The following is an 11,567-nucleotide window of genomic DNA, read 5'->3' as shown; positions in this document are numbered from 1 at the left end:
GAGTCGTCAGTGCGAGCTGGCGGGGGTGGTGCGTTCCTGGGTGTACGCGCCGCGCGCTGAGGACGTCCTCGACGAGTTGGATCTGGAGCTGTTGCGGCTGATCGACGCCGAGTACACCCGTCGGCCGTTCTACGGCAGTCGCGTCACGTTGGGCCCGGCGTTTCTCCGCCCGGGCAAAAGAGATGATGCAAGCCATTGATTCGATTGGTGCGCAGGGGGGGACTCGAACCCCCACGGATTGCTCCACTGGAACCTAAATCCAGCGCGTCTACCAGTTCCGCCACCCGCGCAGGCGAGATGGGTAGTCTAGCTTGTGACCGGCCGCGACGGAATCGGCTGTCGCGTCTGAATGCGCCGCGATGCATACTCCGCCCGCGCGCCAGCCGCGGCGCGCCTGTGCCGGCAGTCAAGGTCGCCCGCGGCGGTGCAGCCGGCTTGGTTTGAGACAACGGAGATTGATAATGATGACGACGCGACGCTGGGGATGGGTGCTGGTGCTGAGTGCAATGCTGACGCTGGCAGGCTGCATCAAGGTGGATCAGACCTTGACGCTGAACGCGGACGGCTCGGGCACACTCGCCATGCGCTATGGCATGTCGGAGCAGACCATTGCCCAGTTGCAGGCCATGCAGCAGATGGCGGCCCAGGGCGGCGACGGGCTGGAGGTGCCGCAGGAGATGCCGTTCGACTTCGACCCGAGGCAGGTGCGGGCCGACTTCGAGGCGGACAAGCCCGATGGCGTTGAGCTGACGGCGCTGTCGTCCGAGGAGGTGGACGGTTGGAAGTACATCGACCTCACGCTGACCTTCGACGACATCCGCGCGCTGAAGCACACCGAGCTCTTCGAAGACAGCAAGCTCTCCATTATTCCCACCCGCGAGGGCGACTATAAGCTCATCCAGCGTGGCGGCGGCAATACGGACCTGTCCGGCGACGCTCCGGGGCCGCAGCTGATGCAGCAGATGACGACGATGCTGACGGGCTTTCGCATCGCTCAGACCATCGTCGTGCCGGGGGACATCATCAAGACCAATGCGCCGCAGGTGGACGGGCGGCGCGCATCCTGGGTGTTCGACATCGAGCAGGATCCGAATGTCATCCAGACCCTGGCGGACACGGACCTGGAGCTGGTCTTCGACGGCGAGGGCGTGAAGCTGCCGACCCTCGCACCCTGAAGCCCGCGACCCTGCCAGTGCCTGCTGCGGCTGGCGCTGGCGGCCGTGTCGGAGACCGGCCGCCTTTGGTCCCGGGTGGGTTCTTGTTCGGGTCCTGTTCGCGCCCCCGTCGTACCCCCGCTCAGCACCGCCTGGGGCGCGACCCATGCATGGCTCAACGCTGGCCCTTCAGGATTTCGAGGGGCGTTCCCGCCGGCAGTTCCCGCAGCCAGATGTCCAGCCGGGCAAGATCGGGCGGCAGCGCCTTGCGCGCGGCCTCGGCCGCGGCCATGTCCGGGTACATGCCGTAAATCAAGCCATACCATGGGCGCCCACGCAGGCTGTCGACCTTGAGGTAGATCTTGCCCGGCAGGTCATGCCGGGCGATGAAGCGCTCGATGTCCTCGTGGCTCGGCAGACCCACCAGCTGAAGCGCGACCATGTTTTTGCCGGTGGTGAGCGTGTTCGTGCTCGAGCCTGCCTCGCCGGGCTTGGCCGCGCTTGCTGCCTCGCCGACGCTGGCGCTGGCGGTGGCCTTGCCGGCGCTGGTGGTCTTCGCGCCGGCCGCGGCTGCCTGGCGCTCGGCGCGCAGCTCGTCGATCCGCGCCTCTAGTGAGGCCAGGCGCTCGTCCAGCAGTGCGGCGACGCGGGCGTCCACTGCTGCTGACTGGCCGGGTGCGGCAGGTGGCGCTGCCGGCGATGCTCCCGGCGATGCTGTCGGGGGCGCTGTGCTGGGCCCTGCACCGGGTGCCGCGCTGGCCGCGGTGCCGCTGCCCGTGGTGGAGGCCGATGCCACGCGCTGGCCGGCGCCCTCGAGCGCCGTCAGCCGGTCACCGATGGCCTCGACAGCATCGCCGAGCTGGTCGATTTCCGCCTGAATGTCCGCGGAAGCGGTGCCAGGGGCGGCTGGCTGCTTGTGCTCGAGGGCGGCGACGCGGGCTTCGAAGGCGTTGCGGGTCTTGACCATCTCCGAGAACAACAGCAGCACTGCCGCCAACAGGATGATGCCGATGCCGGTGAGGACCAGGATGGCGGTGTGGTCACGCCGGCGCTGGGCGCGCATTTCCTCGCGGTGGGTCTCCAGCGCCTTGCGCATTTGCACCGCGCTGCGGCGGCGGTCATCGTCCACGTCCGCGATACGCTCCACCAGGGACTTTTCCATATCGCGCATATTGGCCGTCGCGGGCGGGGGGTCGTCCGGCGTCGGCAGCGTGGTCATCGAGTCCGGCTTGCCGGCGGCACGCGGTGACTCTTTGTGCAAATAGCCGGCGAGGTCCGGGTCGCTTCCTCGCGCGCGATTGGATTTTTCTTGCTCCGGTGAATCGCTCATGCCTGTTTGTCCGTCGTCCTGTTGGGGGAAAGCACTTCAGGCCCTCCATGATCCGCGAGCAGGGCGCCGTTGCCAAGCCGGCCGCGGCGGACGTGACAGGGCCAGGATGACGTTCGCCACTGGTGCGAGGCCATGCGGACGAGGGGTGGCCGGGCTTGCCTGATGCCCGCGGCCACCGCCATATCGGGCAGCAGCGCCAATCGCAGGCGTATCCGCCCGCGCTCGCGGGCGTCAAACGGGAGGTCCACATGCAACTGCAAGGCAAGACTGCCCTGGTGACGGGCGCCAACTCCGGGCTCGGTAAGGCGGTGGCTACGGCTCTGGCGCGGGCGGGCGCTCGAGTGCTGATGCTGTGCCGCGATGCCGGGCGCGGCGCCGCCGCCCGCGATGAGGTCGTCGCCGCAACGGGCAACGAGCGGGTGGAACTGCTGCTGTGCGATCTTGCCTCGCAAGCGGCCATCCGCGCCGGTGCTGCGGAGGTGCACCGGCGCATCGATGCGCTGCACCTGCTGGTGAACAATGCGGGCACGGCCTTCGCCGAGCACGGGCTGACGGCGGACGGCGTCGAGCGCTCGCTGGCGGTGAATCATCTCGGGCCCTTCCTGCTCACCAACCTGTTGCTGGATCTGCTGCGCTCCGGGGCGTCCGCGGGCGACGGCGCGCGCATCGTCAACGTGGGCACCAGGATCGACACGGCCATGGACTTCCATGATCTCAACTGGGAGCGCCGTCCTTACCGGATGATGGGTGCCTACGGCGAGTCGAAGCTCGGCAATATCCATTTCACCCGCGAGCTGGCGCGGCGCCTCGAAGGCACGGGCGTGACGGTGAACTGTGTCTTCCCGGGCGTGTTCCTATCCAATCTCGGCGGCACCGATGGCGCCCAGAACCGAGCGCTGAAGCTATTTGCAAAGCTGTTTGGCTGGGCGTTGCAGAAACCGCAGCGCGCGGCGCAGCGGGTGCTCTATCTGCTGACGGCGGACGAGGTTGCTGCCGTCAGCGGCGAGTATTTCGGGGATCGCAAGCCGATCCCCGCACCGCTCCAGGCCGACGACCCCGCGGCGAACGCCGAGCTATGGCGGCTCAGCGCCGCGCTGACAGGGCTCGATGGCGGGGCCGGGTGATCCTGTCTTAGGACGACAGCCATTCGCGTGCGGCGTCCATTTCCGCATTGGTGAACACCCGCACCTCGCCCGGCATCATGAAGCCCATCGCCTTTGCGGTGGTGCGCAGCCAGTCCACGTCGGTCACCAGCGCGATGCGCTCCCAGGCGGCCAGGTGGCTCAGGCCCACCTTGGTATCTTCCCACAGGGCGCCGACGTCGAAGCCCTCGAAGTCGTCACCCAACTGGTACAGGAGGCGGATCTTGTCGTGCGCCATCAGTACCTCTTCTACCGCCGGTACCACATGCTGCTCGTAGTCCGCCCCGGTGACCTTGCCATGGGCGCTGAAGCCGATCACGTTCTCGGGGAGTCCGGTTAGTCGCTCGATCATTGGATGACCTCCTGCTCAATGGCACACCCTTGGATTGGCGCACCTCGGTGCCGGGGGCGGCGGACCGCGACCGGATTACCGGGGTGCGCCCGATACCTCAAGCATAGTCGTCGGGTGCAGGATCATGAGCGTCGCGCCGGCGCGGGCTGCTGGATACAGACGCCCAGGCGGCGCCCCGCGACGGCGTGCGGTATTGCGGAGTAATCCGCTGCGCTCGTTGCCGGTTCGCGTTAATGTATGGGGGAGCGGGTTGCCGGACCCGGTGCCGAGTGTCGGCATCGAGCGGACAGCGCGCGTAAACAATAATGACCCGACCGCGGGAGCGGCGGGGGAGTGATGATGAAAGACAACCGGGATTTCGCCGACTGGGTCGCCAGCATCGAGCGGGGTGACTGCGGCTTTACCTATCTGCGTCTCTACGGCAACGCCCCGTCCTGGGTGCGCAACGAGGCCGTCAACCGCTTCGGCAAGGGCACGGTGTTCCTGCCGCCGCGTCAGGAGCGACCACCGGCCGCCGCCGCCTAGCCGCGGCGCTGCGGCGCTGCGGCGATCTAGCCAAGCCCTTCGGCGCTGATCCGCTCGGCCGGGATGCCGGCGACGGCCAGCGCCTCCGCCAGTGCCCGGATGGTTGCCGCCGGTCCGGCGAGGTAGTAGCGAAGCCCCTCGGGCGCCGCGAGGTCCGCGCGCAGCATCGCCACCAGATCCTCGCTGCGCGCGTCCACCAGCGGCGTGAAGGCGAAGTTGTCCAGCGTCTCCTTCAGCGCCCGGCACCAGCGTTGGTGGTAGTGGCCGCCAGGGCGATCCACGCTCCAGTAGAGGTGGAACGTCTCGATTTGATCGATGGACACCGCGTGCTCGATGAGGCTCTTGATGGGCGCGATGCCGTCGCCGATGGCGACGAACACGGCGGGCTCAGTGGCCTCCTCCCGCAGCACGAAGTCTCCCACGGGGCCCTGTACCTGGATCATCTCTCGCGTGGGGTGTCGATCGAACAGGTAGGCGCCGAAGGCGTCGTCGTCGCGGCGCACCAGGAATTGCAGGTTGCGCCCGTTGCAGGGGCAGGACGCGATGGGCAACTCGCGTGCGGCGTCGTTCTCCAGCGTCAGCAGCGCCCGCTGACCCGCCATGAAGCGCAGCGTGTGGGTGCGCGGCGTCTGCACGTGCAGCACCAGCAGGTCGTCGCCCTCGGGCTCCAGCTTGCGGATCTGGGCGCGGATGTCCTGCTGCGGCAGGTCGGCGGTGGTGCGCGCCTCGGCGGCCTCCAGCACGACGTCGGTGACGGCCGTATTGCAGCAGGTGAGCATGTAGCCCATCTGCTTCTCGCGCTCGGAGAGCACATAGTCGTGCTCGCTGATGCGCGCCACTTCCCCTGAGACCACGCGCGCCTTGCACTCGCCGCAGTTGCCGCTGGCGCAGCCGTAGCCCAGCCGCACGCCGGCGCGTACGGCCGCCTCGAGGATGGATTCGGTGCCGTCCACGAAGAATTCGTGGCCACTGGGGATGAGCTTGACGTTGGCGGACATGAGACGCAGGAAGGTGTCTTTGGCGAACAGGCGCGCGCGGCTGTCCTCCGGCGGCAGGGTGTCGATCTCCTGGCAGCGGGCGTCGAGCCAGGCCGACAATTCATTGCTGATGCCGCTGTCCGCCAGGCGCTCGCGAAGCTCCGCGATCAGCGCCGCCTGGGCATCCGCCTGCGCCGCTTTGCGCGCCAACGCCTCGCCCAAGGACCTGAGGCGCGCCAGCAGCACCTGCGGGCTCGGCAGCGCGGTGTCCGCCTCGTGGCTGCGCGGCAAGGCGGCGGCCTTGATCTGCTCCACCTGCTCCAGCTTGCCCGTCTTCTCCAGGCTGACGCGGGGATAGAGCCGCAGCAGGTCGGAGATCTCGATCTCGCCTTCGAAGGTGGTGGCCTCGCCGTTGCGGATGCGCCGCTGCAGCTCGGCGCGGGTCACGCCGGCGAGGCGGGCGGCGCGGGATAGTGACAGCAATTGTGTCATGTTGGGCTGCGTGGGGCTGTGGGCGAAAGTTGAGCGTTTGAGTTTAGCGGCTCTGTGGCTGTCCGGCGGAATTGTCATCCCGATGCACGGGTCGCCAGGTGGTTTCGTCGCGCTGCACCTCGTAGCGCGCCCAGCGCGCGAGCTCGGCCCGGCTCATGGTGCCGGTGCAGCGCCGCTCGGCGCCGGCGACGCCGCGGTAGATGACCAGATCGTTGGCCGGCTTGTCCGCGGCGTCCACCACACAGCGCACCGACCAGTCGGCGCCGAAGCGGCCGTTGCTGTAGCAGCGGCCCGGCTGGATGTCCGCGGGCGAGAGCGTGTCCCGGTCGGCGTGCCGGGTGGCGAGCGTGTAGATGCGCAACAGGTCGTGCTCGGACGCGTCGATGAAGGAGCCCATCTGGCGCAACGCGAACAGCAGGTCGTCTTCGGCCAGTCCTTCCACCTCGGCGTCCGCGGGCGTGTCCTTGGGTTCCGTGCGGGCGGCCAGCACCGCCGGGTAGCGCCGCCACGCAAAGGGAAAGTTGAACAGGGTGCCCACCGTGACGATCACCACGGCGTTCAGCAGCACCGGCGTCAGCACGAAGGCGTAGCCGATGGGGGTCGCAGCGCTGCTGCTCAGCACGGCGGTCAGGGCCGTCGCGCCGCCGGGCGGATGCAGGCTGCGGGTGTAGTGCATGACCAAAATGGCGAGTCCCACCGCGAGCGGTGCCGCCAGCGCCACCGGGTGCACCTGCTGGGCCACGGTTACGCCGATGAGTCCGGACAGCACGTGGCCGCCCAACACCGGCCAGGGCTGCGATAGCGGCCCGTGCGGCACGCCGAATACCAGCACCGCGGAGGCGCCCATGGACGCCACTACCAGGACGGTGGCGCTGGCGGGCGCCAGCAGCGCAGAGGTCCAGTAGATCAGGGCGATGCCGAGCAGCCCGCCGGCCATCGACAGCCAGCGCTCCAGGTGTCCGGTCGGGTCCCGGGAAATCGCGGGCAGTTTCATGCCGAGGCCCGCCCCGCGCGCCGGCGCGCGGATTCCCGCACAACGGCGTGATGCCGGGCCGGGCTGGCGTGAGCTGGCCATCGGTGCACGATTGCGAGCATGGATCTCCCCCAAGGTCTGCGGCGGGGCGCAGCCGGCCGCCGTCCGGTTTTTTCGATGGCCGTGTACCTTGCCGGTGCGCGGATCAACCGGCCTTGACCTCGCTCAAGGCGGCCCCGTGAATACCCGCTTCCCGCGCCCCTATGATCCTGGTCAAGGGCGCGATTTGCGGCTTGATTCGAGTCAAGGCCGCATCAGCCGCCTGCTCCGAGACTCGCCCTTGGCCCTAGGCCCCTGGCCGTGAAGCCATAAGCCCCGCGACCATTGCGAAAATTCCCCAACAACGAGTCTCCTTCATGTTTTGCAACCAATGCGAGCAGACCTTCCGCCAATCCGCCTGCGTCAACAGCCCCGGCACCTGCGGCAAGAACGAAGACATTCAGTCCCTCCAGGAAATCCTGCTCTATGGCCTCAAGGGCATGGCCGCCTATGCCCATCACGCCCGGCGCCTGGGCAAATCGGACGAGACAGTCTCGGCCTTCATCGAGGAGGCCCTGTTCGCCACCATGACCAACGTCAACTTCGATCTGGACACCTTGCTGGGCTATTGCCTGAAGTGCGGCGAGATGAACCTGCGGGTGATGCAGATGCTGGACGAGGGCCACGTGGAGCGCTTCGGCAAGCCGGCGCCCACCGCCGTGACCGAGGGCACCCGCGCCGGCCCCGGCATCCTGGTCACCGGGCATGACCTATTGGACCTCTGGCAACTGCTGGAGCAGGTGCAGGGGACCGATGTCAAGGTCTACACCCATGGCGAGATGCTGCCCGCGCACATGTACGAGCGATTCCGTCAGCACCCGAACCTCGCCGGCCACTACGGCGGCGCCTGGCAGGAGCAGAAGAAGGAGTTCGCGGCCTTCGCGGGCCCGGTGGTCGGCACCACCAACTGCGTGCTGATCCCGCCGGAGAGCTACCGCGGCCGGCTGTTCACCACCAACGCCGTCGCCGTGCCTGGCGGCACGCGTGTCGAACCCGGCGACTTCAAGCCGGTGATCGAGGCAGCGCTGGCCGGCGAGCCCTGCCCGGAGTACATCGTCGGTGAGTCCACCATCGGCTTTCACCGCAGCGTGCTGCTGGAACATGCGTCGGCCATTGTCGATGCCGTGAAGGCCGGCAAGATCAGCCGCTTCTTCGTCATCGGCGGCTGCGACGGCGCCGAGAAGGGCCGCAACTACTTCACCGACTACGCGCAGGCGACGCCCGACGACTCCTTCATCCTGACCCTCGGCTGCGGCAAGTTCCGCATCCGCGACTACCACTTTGGCGAGCATCTGGGCCTGCCGCGGCTGATGGACATGGGCCAGTGCAACGACGCCTACGGCGCCATCGCCGTGGCCGTCGCGCTGGCGGAGGCCTTCGACTGCGGCGTCAACGACCTGCCGCTGACTCTGGTCATCAGCTGGTTCGAGCAGAAGGCCGTCGCCGTGCTGCTGACGCTGCTGCACCTGGGCGTGAAGGGCATCACCCTGGGCCCGAACCCGCCGGCGTTCGTCTCGCCGAACGTCTTCAAGCTGCTCCAGGAACGCTACGACCTGCGGCTGACCGGGAGCGATGCACAGGCGGACCTGCGGGTGGCCGTCGGCGCCTGAGCCACCGCGGCGGCCCCAACCGAGACGCGCCCCGGAGCGCCAGCATCCTGGGAGCGCCGGCATCCTGCCGGCCCCTGCGCACGCCACCTCCAGCCGCCAGTGAGTAACGACACCGCGACTTCACGCATCAGTTGCCCCATCCACCCTGCTCCGGCAGCGCAGACGAGACGCCCCGAACAGCATCGAGCATGAGCTCGTCCGCCGCCGTGGGAGCGCCGTCCTCGGCGCGACGGGCGTCCAATCGCGGCGGGGACGCCGCTCCCACGGTGCCATGGTCTTGGACGGAGTCATGACGCTGCGGGCGCTGTGCAGCGGCTTTGCACGTATCCGGCTCATCACCTTTCGGCGCAATTGGTTCGAAGATGCCCAGCAGGAGACCTTTCTGCTGCTCACGTCAGGCGTGAAGGGCCTCGTCTTCGACCCGCGCAAGAACCTGAAGAACCGGTATCGGGATATGGTGATGGAGGCGCTGGAACTGCATCGCCGCTTTCCCTACGCGGTCTGTGGCCACCTGTTCTTTCTCGGCAAGACCGAGTCCGCCTTGCCATCGAAGAAGTTCGGCACCATGCTCGGCGAGGCGGCCGTGCTGATGGCCGGCATTGCCCAGCGCCGGCTGCCCACGGACGCGCCTGAGTTGTACGAGGAGATCGGCATTCTGCTGTTTGGCCCCGGCGATCCGGATCCGCTGGATCTCACACTCGGCGGTGTCCCCGATTCGCTGCATGCGGCCTCGTATCCACATCGGCTGGTCGACACCTTCAACCGAAGGAACCCTTTCTATTGACTACCCACCACGACGAGCTCCGCCAAGCCCCGCTGCTCGCCGCTCTCAGCGACGCCCAACTGGACCGCGTGCTGCAACGCTCGGCGAGGGTACGCCTCGTGCCCGGGCAGGTGCTGTTCCGCCAAGGCGAGCCGGCGGCGCGGTTTTACTTTGTGCGCGACGGGCAGGTGCGGCTGTTCCGGCTCGCGCCAGACGGTGCGGAGAAGGTTATCGAGCTGATCGGCCCCGGCCAGACCTTCGCCGAGGCGGTGATGTTCATGAGCGAGACCGCGGGCAGCGGGCGCTTTCCGGTCTGCGCCGCCGCGCTGGAGGCGGCCCAGGTGCTCGCCATCGACTCGGCAGACTTCGCGGCGATGCTGCGCGAGTCGCCGCAGACCTGCTTCGCGCTGCTCGGGGATCTCAGCCGGCGCCTGCACGGCATGATCGCGGAGATCGACAGCCTGACCCTGCTGTCGGCGCAGGGCCGCGTCGCCCGCTGGCTATTGCGCGAGCTGAGCAGCGCCGAGCCCGGCGTTGGCCCGACCCTGCGGCTCAGCGTCTCCAAGGCCGTGCTCGCGTCGCGGTTGTCTATTCAGCCGGAGACCTTCTCGCGCGTCACCCGCCGGCTCATGGACCAGGGCATCATCCGGGTGCATGGCGAACTGGTGGAGATTCTCGACCGGGATGCGCTCGGCCGGGTCGCGGACGGGGATTGAACCTAGGTTGCTTGGTGGCGCCAAATGCTTGAGCGAGTCAAGTTTGTCGTCGTCGTATTCGTAGTCGGGTAGTCGATTACGACAACGATCCCTGTATCCCCCGCGAGAGCGATGATCGCGCCTTGTCGGTCTGAGGTGAAGCCTCGCCAGACGGCTGCGTTCGCGAGGCGGGGCGTGCCGTGGCCGCGCGTTGCGTCGATGCGGCGCGCGGACGAGCCGGTCGGCCCGGGCTCCGCCAGCGGTACGCCGCCGAGCGGTGGGCCTTGATCATAAGTCCGTCCACCGCTGTGGGAGGGCCGTCCTCGGCGCGATCGGCTCCCAATCGCGGCGGGGACGCCGCTCCCACGTCGGGCGGCCGCTGGCCGAAGTTATGATCAAGGCCGAGCTGTCTCGCTTGGCCGCACTCATCCCCCCGTCGCGTTCATGTGCCGAAAGATGATCGGCCGCTCGGTGAGGTCGAAGTCGTGGCCGGGGGGTTTGATGGACATGGCCTGCCGGATGGCCTGCTTGACCCGCTTGTCGTCGGTGGGATTTGCGCGCAGCGCCCGGCGCAGGTCGGCGGAGTGCTCTTGGCCGAGGCAGAGCAGCAGCCGGCCCTCGGCGGTGACGCGCACGCGGTTGCAGTCGCCGCAGAAGTTGTGGCTGTGCGGGGAGATGAAGCCGATGCGGCTCGCGTGTCCGGTGACGCGCCAGTAGCGCGACGGGCCGCCGGTGGTCTCGGTGGTGGGGATCAGCGCGAAGCGGCCGGCGAGGTCGCGGCGAATGGCCTCGCTGGAATAGTAGGCTTCGGCGCGGTCGCGGTCGCCGATGACCCCGAGCGGCATCTCCTCGATGAAGCTCAGGTCCAGACCGCGGTCCAGCGCGAACTGGACCAGGTCGCGGACCTCGTCGTGGTTGCGATGCTTGAGGATCACGCTGTTGAGCTTGACGCGCTCGAACCCCGCGGCGAGGGCCGCGTCGATGCCCGCCAGCACCTGGTCCAGCTCACCCTTGCGCGTGATAGCGGCGAAGCGCTCGCGCTGCAAGGAGTCCAGGCTGATGTTGACGCGCGTGACGCCGGCGGCCTTGAGCGCGGCGGCGTACTTGGGCAACTGGGTGCCGTTGGTGGTGACGGTCAGATCCCGGATGCCGGGCAGGGCGCCGAGCTGCTCGAACAACCAGAGCACGTTGCGCCGCACCAGCGGCTCGCCGCCGGTGATGCGCAGCTTGGTGACGCCGAGCTCGCTGAAGCAGCGCCCGAGGCGGGCGATTTCCTCCAGCGTCAGGAGCTGGGCGCGCGGCACGAAGGTCATGTCCTCCGCCATGCAGTAGACGCAGCGCAGGTCGCAGCGGTCCGTCACCGATAGGCGCACGTAGGTGATTTGACGGCTGAAGCCATCGACGAGTTGGGAGTGTTGTTCCGGCATGGCCTCTCGATGCATTGGCGCGCGGACG

The 11,567-nt window shown here is 68.2% G+C and carries 11 protein-coding genes, 1 tRNA gene and 1 pseudogene; 7 read left to right on the top strand and 6 right to left on the bottom strand.

The genetic code is table 11. The features are described from left to right. A pseudogene (locus LJE69_RS01020) lies at positions 1–142 on the top strand (IS3 family transposase); the annotation flags it as partial. 63 nt (positions 143–205) lie between these two features. Here the strand turns inward: LJE69_RS01020 and LJE69_RS01015 are convergent. Beyond that, positions 206–290 (bottom strand) — tRNA-Leu (locus tag LJE69_RS01015). A 171-nt stretch (positions 291–461) separates the two neighbouring features. On the opposite strand from LJE69_RS01015, the gene LJE69_RS01010 reads away from it, so the two are divergent. After that, positions 462–1,175, top strand: a complete 714-nt coding sequence (locus LJE69_RS01010) for a hypothetical protein (RefSeq protein ID WP_296920361.1) — start codon at positions 462–464, stop codon at positions 1,173–1,175. Between the two features lie 154 nt (positions 1,176–1,329). On the opposite strand, the gene LJE69_RS01005 is transcribed toward LJE69_RS01010, so the two are convergent. Continuing rightward, positions 1,330–2,484, bottom strand: a complete 1,155-nt coding sequence (locus LJE69_RS01005) for a hypothetical protein (protein ID WP_296920358.1) — start codon at positions 2,482–2,484, stop codon at positions 1,330–1,332. Positions 2,485–2,732: 248 nt separating this feature from the next. On the opposite strand from LJE69_RS01005, the gene LJE69_RS01000 reads away from it, so the two are divergent. Further along, positions 2,733–3,608: an SDR family NAD(P)-dependent oxidoreductase gene (locus LJE69_RS01000; RefSeq protein ID WP_296920357.1), complete on the top strand. Its 876-nt coding sequence runs from the start codon at positions 2,733–2,735 to the stop codon at positions 3,606–3,608. 7 nt (positions 3,609–3,615) lie between these two features. Here LJE69_RS01000 and LJE69_RS00995 read toward each other — a convergent pair whose 3' ends face one another. After that, positions 3,616–3,978, bottom strand: a complete 363-nt coding sequence (locus LJE69_RS00995) for an STAS/SEC14 domain-containing protein (protein ID WP_296920354.1) — start codon at positions 3,976–3,978, stop codon at positions 3,616–3,618. 339 nt (positions 3,979–4,317) lie between these two features. Here LJE69_RS00995 and LJE69_RS00990 point away from each other — a divergent pair, with 339 nt between their 5' ends. After that, positions 4,318–4,503 carry a hypothetical protein gene (locus LJE69_RS00990; protein WP_296920351.1) on the top strand — a complete coding sequence of 62 codons (186 nt, stop codon included), beginning with the start codon at positions 4,318–4,320 and terminating at the stop codon, positions 4,501–4,503. A gap of 26 nt (positions 4,504–4,529) precedes the next feature. Here LJE69_RS00990 and LJE69_RS00985 read toward each other — a convergent pair whose 3' ends face one another. Continuing rightward, positions 4,530–5,972 (bottom strand): 2Fe-2S iron-sulfur cluster-binding protein, encoded by a 1,443-nt coding sequence (locus tag LJE69_RS00985; RefSeq protein ID WP_296920348.1) that lies wholly within the window; start codon positions 5,970–5,972, stop codon positions 4,530–4,532. A gap of 43 nt (positions 5,973–6,015) precedes the next feature. Next, entirely contained in the window at positions 6,016–6,966 is a 951-nt protein-coding gene (locus LJE69_RS00980; protein ID WP_296920345.1) for an HPP family protein, read from the bottom strand. Positions 6,967–7,361: 395 nt separating this feature from the next. Here LJE69_RS00980 and hcp point away from each other — a divergent pair, with 395 nt between their 5' ends. The 3 genes from hcp to LJE69_RS00965 all read left to right on the top strand — a co-directional run bounded on the left by hcp (position 7,362) and on the right by LJE69_RS00965 (position 10,133). After that, complete coding sequence (gene hcp, locus LJE69_RS00975; RefSeq protein WP_296920342.1) at positions 7,362–8,654, top strand: hydroxylamine reductase; 1,293 nt, start codon at positions 7,362–7,364, stop codon at positions 8,652–8,654. Positions 8,655–8,925: 271 nt separating this feature from the next. After that, complete coding sequence (locus tag LJE69_RS00970) at positions 8,926–9,438, top strand: hypothetical protein (RefSeq protein WP_296920338.1); 513 nt, start codon at positions 8,926–8,928, stop codon at positions 9,436–9,438. Then, positions 9,435–10,133: a Crp/Fnr family transcriptional regulator gene (locus LJE69_RS00965; RefSeq protein ID WP_296920336.1), complete on the top strand. Its 699-nt coding sequence runs from the start codon at positions 9,435–9,437 to the stop codon at positions 10,131–10,133. Before LJE69_RS00970 ends, LJE69_RS00965 begins: the two co-directional genes overlap by 4 nt. Positions 10,134–10,537: 404 nt before the next feature. On the opposite strand, the gene moaA is transcribed toward LJE69_RS00965, so the two are convergent. Then, positions 10,538–11,539: a GTP 3',8-cyclase MoaA gene (gene moaA / locus LJE69_RS00960; RefSeq protein ID WP_296920333.1), complete on the bottom strand. Its 1,002-nt coding sequence runs from the start codon at positions 11,537–11,539 to the stop codon at positions 10,538–10,540. Between the last annotated feature and the right edge of the window lie 28 nt (positions 11,540–11,567).

It is taken from the genome of Thiohalocapsa sp. (assembly GCF_022340605.1).
Taxonomy (GTDB): domain Bacteria; phylum Pseudomonadota; class Gammaproteobacteria; order Chromatiales; family Chromatiaceae; genus Thiohalocapsa.
This window is presented reverse-complemented; position numbering and strand designations above follow the sequence as displayed.

Bases quoted from the DNA above. Each gene is read 5' to 3' on its own strand.
- LJE69_RS01010 (WP_296920361.1), top strand. From the start codon at position 462: ATGATGACGACGCGACGCTGGGGATGGGTGCTGGTGCTGAGTGCAATG.
- LJE69_RS01005 (WP_296920358.1), bottom strand. From the start codon at position 2,484: ATGAGCGATTCACCGGAGCAAGAAAAATCCAATCGCGCGCGAGGAAGC.
- LJE69_RS01000 (WP_296920357.1), top strand. From the start codon at position 2,733: ATGCAACTGCAAGGCAAGACTGCCCTGGTGACGGGCGCCAACTCCGGG.
- LJE69_RS00995 (WP_296920354.1), bottom strand. From the start codon at position 3,978: ATGATCGAGCGACTAACCGGACTCCCCGAGAACGTGATCGGCTTCAGC.
- LJE69_RS00990 (WP_296920351.1), top strand. From the start codon at position 4,318: ATGAAAGACAACCGGGATTTCGCCGACTGGGTCGCCAGCATCGAGCGG.
- LJE69_RS00985 (WP_296920348.1), bottom strand. From the start codon at position 5,972: ATGACACAATTGCTGTCACTATCCCGCGCCGCCCGCCTCGCCGGCGTG.
- LJE69_RS00980 (WP_296920345.1), bottom strand. From the start codon at position 6,966: ATGAAACTGCCCGCGATTTCCCGGGACCCGACCGGACACCTGGAGCGC.
- hcp (WP_296920342.1), top strand. From the start codon at position 7,362: ATGTTTTGCAACCAATGCGAGCAGACCTTCCGCCAATCCGCCTGCGTC.
- LJE69_RS00970 (WP_296920338.1), top strand. From the start codon at position 8,926: ATGGTCTTGGACGGAGTCATGACGCTGCGGGCGCTGTGCAGCGGCTTT.
- moaA (WP_296920333.1), bottom strand. From the start codon at position 11,539: ATGCCGGAACAACACTCCCAACTCGTCGATGGCTTCAGCCGTCAAATC.